Source organism: Ureibacillus thermosphaericus (assembly GCF_012396605.1).
Taxonomy (GTDB): domain Bacteria; phylum Bacillota; class Bacilli; order Bacillales_A; family Planococcaceae; genus Ureibacillus; species Ureibacillus thermosphaericus.
Window position 1 is genome coordinate 1 of the sequence record NZ_JAAXPW010000046.1, and the last position, 17,404, is coordinate 17,404.

Genomic DNA, 17,404 nt, shown 5'->3' on the forward strand with positions numbered 1-17,404 from the left:
GGCTTCCCCTTGTGAGAGTAGGACGTCGCTTCGCAGAAGGCACCACAATAGTGGTGCTTTTTTTATTGCAAAAATTGAAGCCCCTTACTAACAAGGACTGAAAGTCCGATCGGCGCGATACAGAAACTACATGTTAAACAAAAGTAAAATAAATATTTGAAGGAGACGAGAAGCACGGGGACCAAGAAGTTCAAGGAAGCGAGGCAGCCCGGAGCGGAGCGTACTATGTACGTGAGCACCGGACTGCCGAAGCTAACACAGAAATTCGCTGGTCAACGTGCTTCGGAGTTAGCGCCGATGGTAGTTAAGGGGTCCCCTTGTGAGAGATAGACGAGCGCTTCGCAGAAGGCACCACAATAGTGGTGCTTTTTTTTATTGCAAAAATAAGCTCCCAACTACCAAAGACCGAAGGTCAGGTCGGCGCGAACAGGACGTTGTTTTTCAATATACCACTGCAAAAGGTTCATTTCGTAAAACCCAACGGTTTAAAAAATGAAGTCAAATATGACTGATTATCAAGCAATTCAATGCCATTTATTAATTGAATGATGAAGTTGGTCGTAATCCCCTTCATGATATATTTAAAAAAATAAATAGTTGGGTTGCATCTTTTAATTAGTTAATAGCCATTTTTAATGTTGGAAGATATCAAATTTCATAATTGCATGTAAAAAGAGCAAAATAAATCTAGTTTAGCGTTATATATCTAAATTAAAATAGTGTAACACAAAATGACAATTTCCAATAGTCCGAATACTTTTTCTATTTGTTAGATTCTTGACACTAGGAAAACATGTTGATAATCTTACTATTAATATTCGTTTTGTACTTAGGAGGAATAATCGAAATGTGGGAGACGAAGTTTGCAAAAGAAGGATTAACATTCGACGATGTATTATTAATACCAGCGCATTCAGCAGTATTACCAAAAGAAGTAGATTTATCAGTACAACTTACACCAAAAATCAAATTAAATATTCCTATTATTAGTGCTGGAATGGATACAGTAACTGAATCTAGAATGGCGATTGCAATGGCACGTCAAGGTGGAATCGGGATTATTCATAAAAACATGTCCATTGAAGAACAAGTAGAAGAAGTAGAAAAAGTAAAACGATCTGAAAATGGTGTCATTACGAATCCTTTCTTTTTAACACCAAGTCATCAAGTGTTTGATGCTGAACATTTAATGGGTAAATATCGCATTTCGGGTGTTCCAATTGTAAATAATGAAGAAGAACAAAAATTAGTGGGAATTATTACGAATCGAGATTTACGTTTCATTTCCGATTATTCATTGAAAATTGAAGAAGTAATGACAAAAGAAGATTTAATAACAGCTCCTGTAGGAACGACATTAGAAGAAGCTGAAAAAATATTACAAAAGTATAAAATTGAGAAACTTCCAATCGTAGATAATGAAGGAAAATTAACAGGTTTAATTACAATTAAAGACATCGAAAAAGTAATAGAATTCCCAAATGCAGCAAAAGACAGCATTGGTCGACTTGTAGTAGGTGCTGCTGTTGGGGTTTCAAAAGATACAAGTGCCCGTGTAAAAAAATTAGTTGAAGCGCAAGTAGATGTTATTGTTATTGATACAGCTCACGGCCATTCTCAAGGCGTAATTGATACAGTTAAAGAAATTCGAAATGAATATCCAGATTTAGAGATTATTGCAGGAAATGTTGCGACAGCTGAAGCAGCACGTGCATTGTTTGAAGCAGGAGCGGATGTAGTAAAAGTAGGTATTGGCCCTGGATCCATTTGTACGACTCGTGTTGTAGCAGGTGTAGGTGTACCACAAATTACAGCGATTTACGATTGCGCAACAGTTGCTCGCGAATATGGTAAAACAATTATTGCAGATGGTGGCATTAAATATTCCGGTGATATCGTGAAGGCTCTTGCAGCAGGTGGACATGCTGTTATGCTTGGTTCACTTCTTGCAGGAACAACAGAATCACCTGGTGAAACAGAAATTTTCCAAGGACGTCGTTTTAAAGTATATCGTGGAATGGGTTCTCTTGCTGCGATGGAACAAGGTTCAAAAGACCGTTATTTCCAAGAAGATGCGAAAAAATTAGTTCCTGAAGGCATTGAAGGACGTGTACCATACAAAGGGCCTCTTGCTGATACAATCGAACAATTAGTGGGTGGTATAAGTTCAGGAATGGGATATTGCGGAGCTCCTAACTTAGAACATTTACGCGAAAAATCTCAATTCGTCCGCATGACAAATGCAGGTCTTCGTGAATCTCATCCACACAATGTACAAATTACGAAAGAAGCTCCAAACTATTCTCTTCAATAATTTGAAACCTAAACACTCTTCTAACGTCACTGTAGATGTTAGAAGAGTGTTTTTTCTTGTTCGTTACACACATCGAATACTATCTATGGTAAAATGAGCGAAGATGATAATAATGAGTGGAGGTACATTTAAGTGAAAACAGCAAGGAAGACATCAATGATCAGCTTACTCATGATTCCAATTCTGTTAATTAGCATGATTGTTACGACACCCCAAGCCAATGCTGAAACAGATTTAGGATTAAATGTTGGGGCTGCCATTTTAATTGATGCAGATTCAGGGAAAATATTATACGAGCAAAATGCTGACACACCGCTTGGTATTGCGAGTATGTCAAAAATGATGACAGAGTATATTTTATTAGATGCGATTAAAGCTGGTACAGTTAGTTGGGATCAAGAATATCGCGTGACGGAATATACATATAAGTTGTCACAAAATCGTGCATTAAGTAATGTGCCGTTAAGAGCAGATGGAACTTATACGATTCAAGAATTGTATGAGGCAATGGTAATTTACTCTGCAAATGCTGCTACAGTGGCAATCGCTGAAACAGTAGCTGGAACGGAAACAGAGTTTATAAAGCTAATGAATAAAAAAGCGGAAGAATTAGGACTAGAAGGGTATAAATTTGTCAATTCAACAGGATTAAATAATGCTGATTTAATGGGCATGCATCCTGCTGGGACAGGTCCGGAAGATGAAAACGTAATGCCAGCTCGCTCAGTTGCAAAACTTGCCTATCATTTACTGAAAGATTATCCTGAAGTTTTAGAAACTGCTAGCATTCCGAGAAAAACGTTCAGAGAAGGTACAGATGATGCCATTAAGATGGAAAACTGGAACTTCATGTTGCCAGGGTTGGTATATCAATATCAAGGTGTCGATGGATTGAAAACAGGTACAACTAATTTAGCGGGATACTGTTTTACAGGAACTGCTGAACGAAATGGTACACGTTTAATTTCAGTTGTAATGAATGCTGTTGATTCAAACGGTGTTGGTTCATATAAAGCGCGTTTTGATGCAACAGCAAAATTGTTCGATTATGGTTTTAGCCAATTTGCAAAACAAGAAATTATTCCAGCCGACTTTTCTGAAAAAGGAAAAGAATCTATTAAAGTCATTAAAGGAAAAGAAGATAAAGTAAAAATTGCTGTAAAAGAACCTTTATCCATGCTTGTAAAAACATCAGAAAAAGATTTATATCAACCAAAGTTAGTGTTAGATAAAGAGTCCCTTGAAGCGAAAGTTGAAAAAGGGACGGTAGTTGGGAAAGTCGTAATTGAAAGAAAAGAAGGTTCTGATTACGGTTTTATCGATGGTAAAGAAATGGCTGTTGATGTAGTAACAGCAGACGATGTTGAACGAGCAGGATTTATCTCATTATTCTTCCAAGGAATCGGTAATTTCTTCAGTAATCTTTGGGGAGGCATTACTGGTTTTGTAGGAGGCTTATTTTCATAACAAATTAGGCAATTAAAACTTTTCGCTAATAGAATTTATTTCAAGAAAGCTAGGAACCACTAGATGTGGATTCTTAGCTTTTTTTCTTTGATATATATTCTAATACTTTTGGAAATTAAATGTAAATTTTATACAAAATGGTATATAATTGGCGTTTGGCGATGGCAACTATCCGTTGCATCTTCATGCGCCCATAGCTCTCTTTACTTCATACTACTTTTAATCGATACTGAACATAAGAAAGGAGTTGCCGTCGATGACATTTAGTGAACGATTAAAAAATGAAAGGGAAAAACGAGGTTGGACACAAGCAGATCTTGCAGATAAACTTCATGTCAGTCGTCAATCAGTATCAAAATGGGAAACTGGAAAGAACTATCCAAGTATTGAAGTAATTATTGCACTAAGCGATTTATTTGGTATTACAATAGATGAAATGTTAAGGAGTGACGATGATTTGAAGGAAAAAGTAATTAAAGATAGTAAAAAATTAGCTCACCCCAAATTAAAATCGTTTTTTGACAGTTTATTTTTACTAGGGGTATTATTAATACTCATTAAAATCATCATTCTAGGCTCCAATTTATTTTTTTATACGAATATAACAATTCTTGATGGTTTACCTAAAGTGATTTCAAATTTCTTACCATTGGTATTAATGATTATTGGTGGAACTGGTTCAGAACAATTAAAAAAGAAATTTGCAGATTAAAGAAAAAATATTGCTTGGGAAATATTTATGGGAAATATATGTATAATATACTAATATAAAAAACTCGCTAAGACATCTATAGTTTAGCGAGTTTTTTATTTTTTTGTACATTCCAACATTCCATCAATTGGTGGATACTTTCCTCTATTTGATTTAAAGGAATACCTCCGAATCCAAGCAAGAAGGTAGGATGTTCATATTCAATGGGCTTTAACAAATAATTGGTTACAGGAGTAATGTTGATGCCATGATGATTTGCAATTTGCTTCAGTTGGTCAACATTTTTGCCGCTAGGAATCGAGATTAGCACATGCATTCCAGCTTGGTCTCCTGTTATTTTTATATCAGGATAAAAAGTAGTTAGCGTATGTTTTAATTTATCATGTTTTTTTCGATAAATTTTCCTCATGCGATTTAAATGTTTAGAGAAATGACCATCTTTCATAAAATTGGCTAATATGTGTTGAACGAAACGTGGGACCGTTGCTGAGTAATAACTAAATATTTCTTTATATTTCATTAATAAATGATGAGGCAATACCATATAAGCAACCCTAAGTGATGGCATCAATGATTTTGTAAATGTGCTCATATAAATCACTTTATCATTTTGATCTAAACCATGTAGGGCTGGAATGGGTTTGCCAATGTAGCGAAACTCACTATCATAATCATCTTCAATAATATATCGATTAGGTGCTTTGCTTGCCCATTTCAGCAGTTGAGTTCTTCTTGTAGCTGACAGCACTGCCCCTGTCGGGAATTGATGTGATGGAGTAATATAGACGATATTAGCATTTGTTTGTTCAAGTTCATCAACTACTAAACCTTCCTCATCCACAGAAATAGGAATGGCATTATTATTTAAATGAATTCTCGGTATTGCTGAGTAACCAGGGTTTTCAAGGGCTAATATGAAATCATCTTCAAATAAGCGCAAAATCATCGGTAATAAAAGCTCAGTTCCAGAGCTAATAACGATTTGCTCAGGTTTGCAATGGATACCTCTCGATTGAAATAAATAATTGGCAATTTCCTTTCGTAACTCTACTTCTCCTTGGGGTTCACCCATTTGTAACAACTCTTTTGAAGTAATATCAAATATATCTTTTACATACTTTCTCCATACAACAAAAGGGAAGGATTCTTCATCAACTTTACCAGGATGAAAATCATATCGATATTGTTTTTGTTCTTTTTGGGGAATTTCGATTGTCGTTTGTTTTTTTTCTACGTAAGGCAGTTCATCAATTTCTTCAACAAAATAACCTACACGGGGAATAGATGTAATATATCCTTCCGCTAATAATTGAGAATATGCAATTTCAATGGTAGTTTGACTAATATTTAAAAACTCCGCTAATTTTCGCTTAGATGGCAATTTCGTTCCTACTTCAATTTGTTTTTGAATAATTGCATTTTTTATGCCGCTGTAGAGTTGTTCATACAAAGGTTTAGCATTTTCTTTTTCCAATTGGAAGATCAGCATGTCCATCGTATATACCTCCAACTGACCATATAACTTTTTATAATTTTGGAACTTTTTATATTGTCAAAAATCATTATACTAAAAATCAACAAATAATAGGAGGTAATAATATGGAAAATTTTAAAGAAATTAACATCCCCCGAGGCGGCGTAATCATGGATGTTGTGAATGCTGAGCAAGCAAAAATTGCAGAAGCGGCAGGTGCTGTTGCGGTAATGGCATTAGAAAAAGTTCCATCAGATATACGAAAAGAAGGCGGAGTAGCTAGGATGGCTGATCTTCGCATTATTGAGGAAGTAAAGAATGCCATATCCATTCCGGTGATGGCAAAAGTAAGAATTGGCCATATTGTGGAGGCACGTATTTTAGAATCAATAGGTGTAGATATGATTGATGAAAGTGAAGTATTAACACCAGCGGATGATGAATTCCATTTGTTAAAAAAGGAGTTTAACGTACCTTTTGTTTGTGGGTGTCGCGATTTAGGAGAAGCAGCGCGGAGAATTGGAGAAGGGGCAGTCATGTTGCGTACGAAAGGTGAAGCAGGTACAGGAAACATTGTAGAAGCTGTACGTCATATTCGAAAAGTAAATGCCCAAGTACGTCAAATTGTTAACATGAGTCAAGATGAATTAATGGTGGAAGCAAAAAAATTAGGTGCGCCTTATGAGTTGTTGCTACAAATTAAAGAACGAGGACGGTTGCCTGTATTAAATTATGCAGCAGGAGGGGTTGCCACACCAGCCGATGCCGCATTAATGATGGAATTAGGAGCAGATGGAGTGTTTGTTGGTTCCGGTATATTTAAATCGGAAAATCCAGAAAAGTTTGCAAGAGCTATTGTTGAAGCGACAAAAAATTATAATGATTACCCACTTATAGCTGAACTTTCAAAGGATTTAGGTAATCCTATGAAAGGTATTGATATTGCTACTCTTTCCAAAGAAGAACTTTTGCAAGTTAGATGAGATTTGTCAAAATAAAGTTAATAAAGTCTTTTCTTGCAAAATTTAACGGGATATAGTACGCTATGGTTAAAATCGATTAACGATAATGCGATGATTGGAAGTAGTAGCAAGTCAGTTTTTTTAAGAGAGTCAGCGGTTGGTGGAAGCTGATAAAAACCCTTGTGAATCCATCCATGAGTTGCCCAGCTGAAATGTTTAGTAGGATTGGGTCGGTTGTAAAGCCGTTATGAAATAAGAGGATTAAACATTTTGTTTAATCAACTAGGGTGGCAACGCGGGTAGCTCTCGTCCCTTTATGGGATTGAGAGCTTTTTATATGGAATAATTTTTAACAAGTTTGGAGGAATAAACATGCTAGATATTAGACGTGTCCGTGAAAACTATGAAGAAGTGAAAAAAATTCTTTTAACACGCAACGAAGATTTAGGAAATTTTGATGAATTTGAATCACTTGATTCAAAACGACGTGAACTAATTGCAAAAACGGAAGAATTAAAAGCTGAGCGCAATAAAGTATCAGAACAAATTGCTGTCATGAAACGCAATAAAGAAAATGCCGATGAAATGATTGTTCGTATGCGCCAAGTGGGTGAAGAAATTAAACAGTTAGATGCAGAGTTATTAGAAATTGAAGAAAAATTCAAAGATATGATGATGCGTTTGCCAAACATCCCTCATGAATCTGTTCCAATTGGTGAGAGCGAAGATGACAATGTAGTGGAATATACTTGGGGTGAGATTCCAGCGTTTCAGTTTGAAGTCAAACCGCATTGGGACTTGGCAACAGATTTAGATATCATAGATTTTGAAAGAGCTGCGAAAGTAACAGGAAGTCGATTTGTTTTCTACCGTGGCTTAGGTGCAAGATTAGAGCGAGCACTTATGAATTTCATGATGGATTTACATGTAGAAGAACATGGATATGAGGAAATGCTCCCTCCAGTCATTGTCAATCGAGACAGTTTATTAGGAACTGGACAATTACCAAAATTTGAAGAGGATGTATTTAAACTTGTCGATACTGACTATTTCATGATTCCAACTGCTGAAGTGCCAGTAACGAATTTCTATCGTGATGAAATTTTAAGCATTGATATGTTACCAAAAGGTTTTGTGGCATTTAGTGCATGTTTCCGCTCAGAAGCAGGATCTGCAGGTCGTGATACTCGAGGATTAATTCGTCAGCACCAATTTAACAAAGTAGAACTTGTACGCTTTGTGAAACCGGAAGAATCTTATGAACAATTAGAGTTATTAACAAGCCATGCAGAAAAAGTACTTCAATTATTAAACTTGCCTTATCAACGTGTGAAAATGTGTACTGCTGATTTAGGCTTCACTGCTGCTAAAAAATACGATTTAGAAGTATGGATGCCATCACAAAATAAATATCGTGAAATTTCATCTTGCTCAAACTTTGAAGATTTCCAAGCGAGACGTGCAAATATCCGCTTCCGTCGTGAACAAGGAGCAAAACCAGAATACGTTCACACATTAAATGGTTCAGGACTTGCTATTGGTCGTACAGTTGCTGCCATTTTAGAAAATTATCAAAAAGAAGATGGAAGTGTCATTATTCCTGAAGTATTAAGACCATATATGGGTGGAAAAGAAATGATGACACCACCTAAAAAATAAAAGTAATAAAAAGAAGCATACCGAGTAAAAGGTATGCTTTTTTCTTTTTGCTAGAATGCATTTCCGTTTTCTTAATATTCCTAATAATTTAATTAAATGGAAAATTTATATTGAATAAACGAATTCGGAATAATATAATTTTTTAAACAATTATAAATATTGATAAAAATCAATATTTATTTTTTACTATTTTGTTATTTTAAATATTGGGAGGAGGAAATACCTATATAAAAATTATTAAACTGACATCTTTTTGAAACTTTTTTATCAGGGGGTATGTTTGTTTTGTTTAAGAAATTGACAATTAAACGAAAGTTGTTGATTATTTCTACTGCTTTGTTGCTCATTCCTTTAGTTGTAGTCAGCTTCATAAATTTCATGCAAACTGAAGAAAGTTTGAATGATTTAGGGAAAACCAATTTGAGCAACAGTGTTGAAATGACGTTAGAAATGATTAATAGTTTATCGAAATATGTTGATAGAGGGGAAATTTCATTAGAGGATGCGCAGGAAAAAGTAAAAGAAGCAATTTTAGGAAGCAAGAATGAGGAAGGATTACGACCAATCAATAAAAATATCGATATAGGAGAACATGGTTACTTATTTATCGTCGATGAAAAGGGAACTATGCTTGTGCACCCGACAATTGAAGGCCAAAATATGTGGAACGATGAAGATACAAAAGGATTAAAATTCATACAAGAAATTATCAAAGTGGGACAATCAGGTGGAGGATTTGTTTATTATGATTATCCATTAATCGGAAATGAAAATCAGATTGAAGAAAAAGTAGCTTATTCAAAAGTGGATTCAAACTGGGGATGGATAATTGGTGCAAGTACATACATGATGGATTTTAATAAGCCTGCAAATAATATTTTAAAAGTGAATTTGTTTACGTTGTTGATAGCAGTAATCATAGGTTTAATTGTTATATGGGTATTTACAAATAGCATATCAAAGCCTATTCAAATGGTTATGGAAAGAATGAATTTACTTTCTCGAGCAGATTTAAGCCCTGAGCCGTTAAGGATTAAATCGAAGGATGAAACTGGCCAATTAGCTTTGGCAATGAATGATATGCAAGATAAGTTGAAGAATATTCTGCAAGAAATTGCGAAAAACTCGGAAATTGTCTCAAGTAGTAGCGAAGAATTAACGCAGGCTGCAAATGAGGTAAAACTGGGTGCAAATCAAATTGTCGTGACAATGGAGGAACTTGCTCAAGGTTCCGAAAAACAAGCAGATAATGCAAGCAACTTATCTTCCATAGCAACGAACTTTGTAGCGACTTCTCAAGAGGCAAACGAGCACGGAGAACGTGTTCAGCAAAGAGCAAAAGAAATATTGGCATTAACAAATGACGGAAGCCGTTTGATGGAATCTTCCGCTAAACAAATGCAAACAATCGATCATATTGTACGTGATTCAGTCGGTAAAGTGAATGAACTTCATACCCAAGTACAAGAAATCTCTCAATTGGTTATAGTTATTAAAGAGATTGCTGAACAGACAAATCTTTTATCTTTAAATGCTGCAATTGAAGCGGCAAGAGCAGGAGAACATGGAAAAGGATTTGCTGTTGTTGCAGAAGAAGTTCGAAAACTGGCTGAACAAGTAGCATATTCTGTAACGGATATAACAAAGATTGTAAATAATATTCAGGAAGAATTTAGTGTTGTGACAGAAGCGTTAACAAATGGTTATAAAGAAGTTGAGCAGGGTTCTACTCAAATAAAAACAACACACGAAACATTTACTACGATTCAAAATTCTTTGCAAGAAATGGTCGATAGTATCACGGTTGTAGCTGAAAATTTATCAACCATCGCAACAAACAGTAGTGAGATGAACAGTTCCATTCAAGAAATTGCTGCAATCTCTGAAGAGGCTGCTGCCGGTATTGAAGAAACAACGGCTGCATCAGAACAGACAAATAGTGCAATGGAAGAGATTTCTGCGAGTTCTGAACAACTGGCAGTCCTTGCTGAGGAATTAAATCGACTAGTTCGACAATTTAAATTGAGATAAACAAGGGGACGAGGGTTCCTAAAAAGTTATTTAAATGCTTCCTTTGCGTCTGTCGTTCTCGCTTTCGTCACAGAAAATGCAACGAGGAGGCGCGTTTGATGTAACCACCGCAGAGAAAGAGTTAAAAAATATTTATTGTAAGATTTGAGCCTGATCAAAAGTTCAAAACTTTTATGATCAGGCTCTTTTATTTTTAGAAGAATAAAAATCCAATACTGATAATAATTCCTGTAAAAATGAGAACGAATACACAGAATCCCATAATATCTTTTGCTTTTAAGCCCGCAATGGCAAGTGCAGGTAGAGCCCAGAAAGGTTGAATCATGTTCGTCCAAGCATCACCCCAAGCAATAGCCATAGCCGTTTTCGCATAATCAGCCCCCATCACTTGAGCTGCTTCTAACATGATTGGTGCTTGCACCGCCCATTGACCTCCACCAGAAGGAATAAAGAAATTGACTAAACCAGCAGAATAAAATGTAAATAAATAGAAAGTTGTATCGTTCGAAATAGCAATAAACCACTCAGAGAAGACAGCAGCTAAACCTGAATTTGTCATCATCCCCATAATCCCTGCATAGAAAGGGAACTGAAATACAATGCCGCTTGCTGTTTTAATGGCATTTTGAGTAGCGGCTAAGAAGCGTTGAGGTGTTCCGTGTAAAATAATTCCGAGAATCACAAAGATTGTGTTCACAATATTTAAATCAAGAGCAAAACCTTTCGTTGTAAAATGATAAATAAGATACGTTACTCCAATTATCCCAATTAAAATAGTTAAAATATAGCTTCTTTCTGAACGAGAAGCAAAAGTATTTACAGGCGGTGGGAATTTCTTCTCTTCTTCTACCAATAAAGCTGGATCCACTTCTACTACATCATCATCTTTTGGCATCATCCAGCGGTTAAAGAATGGAAGAGTGAAAAGGATAACCAGTACAATAAATAAATTATAAGAAGTAAAAATTGTTCCCGAAGTAGGAACTACGCCCATTATCCCTTCAAAAGGATGCCCTTCAGTTGCTACTGATAGAGGAATGGATCCTGCCAACCCACCGTGCCAAATAATAAAACCAGAATAAGCACTAGCAATTAATAAGCGATAGTCCACTTTTTTTACATGACGAGCGATTTCTTTAGCAAAAATAGCTCCGATTACTAAACCGAATCCCCAATTAATCCAGCAAGCAATTAAAGAAACAAATGTAACAATAATAATGGCCATACCAGGGGATTTGATGCTGCTTGCAATAGCAGTTAGAAATTTTTTAAATAAAGGGCTATTTGCTAGTACGTGTCCAGCAGTTAGTACAATGACCATTTGCATCGTAAATGCTAGTAATCCCCAGAATCCATCTCCCCAATAAATAACCATATCAAGTGGTGAGGAGGGGGTTAATACAACACCAAGAATTACAACGAGTACTGATAATATTGCAACAAAAATATATGGATCAGGTAAATACTTTTCCATAATAGCATTTGATATTCTCGTTAAAAACTTCATATTTTCATGTTCCTCCTGATTCTAAAAAAAGTTAGATATTTTATAGATACGAAAAATCAGGAGAGAATATGATATATATTTTAAAAAATAACATAATATGATAGGTGGATAGTTTTAAAAATATAATTGTGACTGATTTCTCAATCACAATTTTCCTTCTCATTCAATTTCATTTTTCGTTTTTCTTCTTTTTTTCTTTCTCGAATCGCTTTAAAAAAATTTGTTAATAGAGAGCCGCACTCATCAGCTAAAACACCTTCTGTCACATCACATTCGTGGTTTAATCGAGAATCGTTTAATAGACGATATAATGAATCGACACTACCAGCCTTAGGGTCCCGTGCACCATATACGACCCGAGGGATTCTTGATTGTAGAATTGCTCCAGCACACATTGGACATGGTTCAAGGGTCACGTATAATGTCGTTTCTTCTAACCGCCAGCTCCCAATTGCTTTGCAAGCTTCTTGAATTGCCATTAGTTCCGCATGCGTAATAGCGTTCTGAGTTGTTTCCCGCAAGTTGTGGGAACGAGCAATGATTTGATCTTGATAGACAATAACAGCACCGATGGGAACTTCACCAAGAGTTTCCGCTTTTTTTGCTTCTTTAATTGCTTCACTCATAAAATATTCATCTTTATCATATAATTCCACATTCCTCTCTCCTTCGGTGTAAGTGTATCATGATTTCATGATTGAATCATCTTCATGCTTGCCGTAACAAAATGCAAGAAAAAATAAAATAGAATTTTGAACCTTTTACATTGAGTTAATAATTTTTCGATATAATGGAAGTAAAAGAGAAGGTGACTTGATTGCGTATAGCGGTTTATTGTGGTTCATCATCAGGAAAATCGTCGGTTTATGTAGAAAAAGCAATTGAATTAGGGAAAATGATTGCACGTAGCGGATACGGGCTTGTTTATGGAGGGTCAACTCAAGGTTTAATGGGGAAAGTAGCGGATGCAGCTCTTGCAGAAGGCGGAGAAGTAATCGGAGTCATGCCGGAACATTTAGTGAATAAAGAAAAATTGCATAAAGGATTAACTGAATTATATATCGTTGAGTCAATGCATGCTCGAAAAAAGAAAATGTCGGATCTTTCCGATGCTTTTGTGGCGATACCGGGTGGTTGCGGAACACTTGATGAGTATTTTGAAGCTTTTACTTGGGCGCAAATAGGATTACATGCAAAACCTGTTATTTTATATAATGTAAATGGCTTTTATGATGGTCTAGTGCAACATTTTGAAAAAATGATGGAAGAAGGATTTTTAAGAGCATCACAACATGAATTGTTTTTAGTAGCAACTTCATTAGAAGAGCTATTTGAAATGTTGGAAATGAGCAATGGAAATCTTGTGAATAAAGATGTTTAACAATATTCGAATCCTGGGATAGTGTAAATACACTAATCAAGGATTCTTTTATTTTTTATCATAAAAAAAGGGAGAATATTTTCTCCCTTTAATGGAAGATGAGCATTGCTACGAGTAGAGGTATGGACATTAAGACTAATACCCCGATACTCCACAAAGTTTGTTCAGTAGTAGTCATGTTCTTCGGTCTTAAGCTAATGGAATCATATAAATCATTAATGGCTTTTTGTTCTTTATTATAAAGCATTGTTTGAAACTCATCGTAATCTTCAATATATGAATAGGGTGAACGTGCGCCAAAGCGAATGTCACGTATGTCATCTGTAACATCTTGATTATTATGAAGATAGATAATAGTTGGTGAGAGACCACCATTTGACTTTGCAATGACTTCGATATCATACGTTGCCATTCGGTAGACTTTTTTCCCTTGTTCATTGATGCATTCTTTTACTAAGCGGTTCATTATCATTGCCGTGTCACTCCTTGTAGAATTATGTAATTTTTATACAGTGTAACCATCTTATAAATTTTTACGCATAACACGTGATCACAGAGCAATGATGGTTATTCATAGTATATGTATTTGTAGGAATGCTAACTTCTTAACTTTATTAAAATTTAGTGAAATTAGTTGCAAATTATATAGAAAAAGGAAAGTTTATCCTATAATATAGAATTATTAAAATATTATGTAAATTCAAAGGGGTTATGTCGACATGTCCAATTTAATTGAAAAATATTTAGCGATACCAACTACTGCAATATCTGATGCTACAGGGGGACATACAAATTTAGATGCAAAAATCAAACCGTTGAGCGATCATTTTAAAATTGCTGGACGAGCTGTAACGGTTAGATTGCCAGATGGGGAAAATAAAGCTGTATTAGAAGCAATTAATATCGCACAAAAAGGGGATATTCTTGTTATTGATGCAAAAGGGAATACAAACCGAGCAGTAGCAGGGGATTTTGTAGCTTCTCTTGCGAAAGGATTGGGGATTCAAGGGTTTGTTGTCAATGGTGTAATACGTGATATTGCAGCAATTCGAGAATTAGATTTTCCGGTGTTTGCCCTAGGAACAACCGTTGCTAGTGGAAATAAACATGGTGGTGGTCGAGTAAATGTTCCGATTGCCATTGGTGGTGTGAGCGTCCAACCAGGAGATTTCATTATTGGAGATGTAGACGGTGTTATTGTTGTTCCACAAGGAGAAGAAGAAGAAATTTTGAAAAAAGCCGAAGAAAAACTAGCAAAAGATGAAGCGAGAGAAAAGGAAGCATTAGCAAACGGGGAAGAATCAATACGCCAATATATTGAAAAAGCTTTATCAAAATAAAAATTTATTATTTTCTATTCATAAAAAAATTTTCTGAAAAATATTAAAAGGGGCATTTTTGCCCCTTTTTTTGTGCGCCCGGCATGTACATGAACTATAGGGTGTAAGTCCCGAACCCCGAAGACAGAAGTAGAGGTTAGCCAAGAGCAAGGGTGTCCGTGGTGACGCGGAATCTGAAGGAAGCTGGAGGCAAAACACCGGTCCGAGGAACACGAACCTCATATAAGGCTAGGTATGATTGAGTGAGTTTGCACAACAAAACAAAGCTCTTTCTGTCGAAGGTCATATCGAGTAAATGAGGCGGATAGATGGTGTGAAAGTGCATGTACTTACCCGGGGAGGTCTGGCGGATATGTGAAGTACGCTTCATAACCTACTTAGTGATAAGTAGCTGAACCGTCAGAAGTCAGCAGAGGTCATAGTATTAGTTGGTTTAGAACTACTAAGAAGGACCGAACAATTAAGAGAGAATAGCCCTTGGCATTCAGTGAGTCATGATGAACACAGAAAACGTAGTACCTCACTTGAGGAAGGAAGCGGTGAATCCCGTGTTGTTCAGTAAATTTACGATAAAACCCATAATTCTTAATCCTACACTTATGAGTGGATTATACAAAGTTATGAATAAAAAGGAAGAAATTCCTTTTTTTATACTACAATGTTTGTAATCATCGAAAAAGAAAAGAGAGAAAAATGGAGGTGAAAAATATCGAGTAAAAACTATGTATCTCACAAATCATCAGATTATTTAGAACATTTTTTATTGTGATTGTAGTAAATAGGAGATATTAGTATGAAAAAGTATTTTTATTCTTTATTTCTTTTATTTACATTCTTACTTGTATTTGTAAATGTACCAGCAGCAAATGCACAAGTTGAGGATAACAAAAAAATCATTTATCAAGCTCAAGAAATTACAGATATAGATGAATTGCTTGAAAGGGCTTTAAATGGAGTTCATGAAGTTGAATTGAATAATATTGAATTACCTAAATATCAATTAACAAATTCAAACAAAATAAAATCGTCTACATTAACAAATAGTGAATTAAGCGAAGATTTTAACGTTACGAATGTTTCTACATCTCAATTGTTAAAAGTAGAAAAAATTGGAGATGTTGAAATTGAAGAATTCGCCATTACTACTTTTGGATTAGTAGAAGAAACGGACAATATTAATGGTTTCAATATAGCATCCGCAGAATCCGGAAATAAAGGCGAAGAAAAATGGGATTCTTCTTATAGTGTAAAGGCTTACTCAACTATTTATTATTCAAGAAAGAAAGAAAATAATATCGAATACGCAAAGATTACAAAAGCTACTGGAGGATGGAAAATTAGTGATTCAACGGTTTCTATTACGAGCAGAAAAGTATCCGTTGGTACTAGTGGATTCCCAAGTCTAACTCAGGCTAAGGATTATTCACCAACTTCAAATGAATGGTCTTATTCTTCTGATTTTAAAGACTGGAAATATGTAAGTCTGCAATATACTCATTATGTGGGAGCGACTTCTACTGCTACTTTAAAAAGTAGAGGTGGTTCTGTATGGACTCTACAATTACAAAATAATATCTAAACTCCATAAGCGTATTTAATTATTTTTTTAGAAAGGATATATAATGAGCGTTAAAAATATGTCAAAATCGATTTTCAGCATTCTTTTCGTTGTATTACTCTTAGCCGGTTGTTCTAATACTCCTTCTGTAGAAATAATTAGTGGGACAGTTGAGATAGAAAAGAATAATTTAGTAGAAGATAGTGATGAATTAGAATTTGTTAACTTGCATTATAATTTCGTTTTAAAAAATGTTGGAAGAAAGGATCTTGGAGGAGATAAGCGTTTAAATGACGCAACATATGATTATGATGACGGTATAAAAATTTATATTGAACCCAGTGAAAAACTGAAAGCCATTTCGGAAGAACTAATTGGGATAAATATCTATGATAAGGAAAAAAATTATGGTACGGGGCATACAGGTTTACCAGTTCTTAAACCTAATCAAGAAGGCGAATTCTCGCTTGATTTTGTATTAGGTGCCTTAAAGGACAATGAACAATTAAAAGCTGCACCATCTTCCGAACAGTTAGAGAAGTTAAAAGAAAATGCAATGGATGCCACTTTAATGGTTATGGTCGAGGATGAAACAATCGCACAGTTTGACCTTAATAATTTAGAATAATTGAACTTTTGCTAAAAAGCACTTTCGATATATTCATAATGACCCCATATAAAAGGGATTCATTATGAATATCGGAAGTGTTTTTTTGTGGAATTTGCAAGGTGTAACGAGAATAGGAAGTAAAGCGGTATCTGTATTCAATTTTACCACATTCCGTAAAGTTTATTCTTTAACTTTTTCCAAAAAAATAAATATTTCCAAATAAAAAGGTCTTAACACAAAATTTCCGTTGACGGTAATTTTGTTTTTTGATGTGCGCCCGGCATGTACATGAACTATAGGGTGTAAGTCCCGAACCCCGAAGACAGAAGTAGAGGTTAGCTCAACGAAAGGGTGTCCGTGGTGACGCGGAATCTGAAGGAAGCTGGAGG

Annotated in this window: 15 protein-coding genes and 1 other annotated feature; of the genes, 10 read left to right on the forward strand and 5 right to left on the reverse strand. The window is 35.4% G+C overall.

What is annotated here, in order from left to right; all coding sequences use genetic code 11:
- Positions 1-847 precede the first annotated feature (847 nt).
- The 3 genes from guaB to HF990_RS13665 all read left to right on the forward strand — a co-directional run bounded on the left by guaB (position 848) and on the right by HF990_RS13665 (position 4,493).
- Positions 848-2,314 carry an IMP dehydrogenase gene (gene guaB, locus HF990_RS13655; RefSeq protein WP_168412815.1) on the forward strand — a complete coding sequence of 489 codons (1,467 nt, stop codon included), beginning with the start codon at positions 848-850 and terminating at the stop codon, positions 2,312-2,314.
- 156 nt (positions 2,315-2,470) lie between these two features.
- On the forward strand, positions 2,471-3,781 hold the full coding sequence (locus HF990_RS13660) for a serine hydrolase (RefSeq protein WP_202947431.1): 1,311 nt from the start codon (positions 2,471-2,473) through the stop codon (positions 3,779-3,781).
- Between the two features lie 256 nt (positions 3,782-4,037).
- On the forward strand, positions 4,038-4,493 hold the full coding sequence (locus HF990_RS13665) for a helix-turn-helix domain-containing protein (RefSeq protein ID WP_016839543.1): 456 nt from the start codon (positions 4,038-4,040) through the stop codon (positions 4,491-4,493).
- Positions 4,494-4,569: 76 nt separating this feature from the next.
- On the opposite strand, the gene pdxR is transcribed toward HF990_RS13665, so the two are convergent.
- The gene (gene pdxR / locus HF990_RS13670) at positions 4,570-5,988 is read right to left on the reverse strand and encodes a MocR-like pyridoxine biosynthesis transcription factor PdxR (RefSeq protein WP_016839542.1); all 1,419 of its coding nucleotides are present in this window, start codon (positions 5,986-5,988) and stop codon (positions 4,570-4,572) included.
- Positions 5,989-6,092: 104 nt separating this feature from the next.
- On the opposite strand from pdxR, the gene pdxS reads away from it, so the two are divergent.
- From pdxS to HF990_RS13685, 3 genes are all read left to right on the forward strand, one after another.
- Entirely contained in the window at positions 6,093-6,950 is an 858-nt protein-coding gene (gene pdxS / locus HF990_RS13675) for a pyridoxal 5'-phosphate synthase lyase subunit PdxS (protein WP_168412816.1), read from the forward strand.
- Positions 6,951-7,031: 81 nt separating this feature from the next.
- Positions 7,032-7,246 (forward strand) — a binding site (T-box leader).
- A gap of 55 nt (positions 7,247-7,301) precedes the next feature.
- Entirely contained in the window at positions 7,302-8,588 is a 1,287-nt protein-coding gene (serS, locus tag HF990_RS13680) for a serine--tRNA ligase (RefSeq protein ID WP_016839540.1), read from the forward strand.
- Positions 8,589-8,864: 276 nt separating this feature from the next.
- Positions 8,865-10,619, forward strand: coding sequence for a methyl-accepting chemotaxis protein (locus HF990_RS13685; RefSeq protein ID WP_168412817.1), 1,755 nt, complete (start codon positions 8,865-8,867; stop codon positions 10,617-10,619).
- Between the two features lie 193 nt (positions 10,620-10,812).
- On the opposite strand, the gene HF990_RS13690 is transcribed toward HF990_RS13685, so the two are convergent.
- Positions 10,813-12,126, reverse strand: a complete 1,314-nt coding sequence (locus tag HF990_RS13690) for a short-chain fatty acid transporter (protein ID WP_168412818.1) — start codon at positions 12,124-12,126, stop codon at positions 10,813-10,815.
- Positions 12,127-12,266: 140 nt separating this feature from the next.
- Positions 12,267-12,782, reverse strand: coding sequence for a tRNA adenosine(34) deaminase TadA (gene tadA / locus HF990_RS13695; protein WP_172597814.1), 516 nt, complete (start codon positions 12,780-12,782; stop codon positions 12,267-12,269).
- Positions 12,783-12,943: 161 nt separating this feature from the next.
- Here tadA and HF990_RS13700 point away from each other — a divergent pair, with 161 nt between their 5' ends.
- A complete protein-coding gene (locus HF990_RS13700) occupies positions 12,944-13,507 on the forward strand; it encodes an LOG family protein (RefSeq protein ID WP_016839535.1) in 564 nt (187 codons plus the stop codon).
- 88 nt (positions 13,508-13,595) lie between these two features.
- Here the strand turns inward: HF990_RS13700 and HF990_RS13705 are convergent, their stop codons facing one another.
- Positions 13,596-13,979, reverse strand: a complete 384-nt coding sequence (locus HF990_RS13705; protein WP_016839534.1) for a hypothetical protein — start codon at positions 13,977-13,979, stop codon at positions 13,596-13,598.
- Between the two features lie 247 nt (positions 13,980-14,226).
- Here HF990_RS13705 and HF990_RS13710 point away from each other — a divergent pair, with 247 nt between their 5' ends.
- The 3 genes from HF990_RS13710 to HF990_RS13720 all read left to right on the forward strand — a co-directional run bounded on the left by HF990_RS13710 (position 14,227) and on the right by HF990_RS13720 (position 17,033).
- Positions 14,227-14,847 carry an RraA family protein gene (locus tag HF990_RS13710; protein WP_168412819.1) on the forward strand — a complete coding sequence of 207 codons (621 nt, stop codon included), beginning with the start codon at positions 14,227-14,229 and terminating at the stop codon, positions 14,845-14,847.
- A gap of 793 nt (positions 14,848-15,640) precedes the next feature.
- Positions 15,641-16,426: a hypothetical protein gene (locus HF990_RS13715; RefSeq protein WP_168412820.1), complete on the forward strand. Its 786-nt coding sequence runs from the start codon at positions 15,641-15,643 to the stop codon at positions 16,424-16,426.
- A 43-nt stretch (positions 16,427-16,469) separates the two neighbouring features.
- Positions 16,470-17,033 carry a hypothetical protein gene (locus HF990_RS13720; RefSeq protein ID WP_168412821.1) on the forward strand — a complete coding sequence of 188 codons (564 nt, stop codon included), beginning with the start codon at positions 16,470-16,472 and terminating at the stop codon, positions 17,031-17,033.
- 162 nt (positions 17,034-17,195) lie between these two features.
- On the opposite strand, the gene HF990_RS14985 is transcribed toward HF990_RS13720, so the two are convergent.
- A partial coding sequence (locus HF990_RS14985) for a hypothetical protein (RefSeq protein ID WP_210730833.1) occupies positions 17,196-17,404 on the reverse strand: 209 nt, incomplete at its 5' end.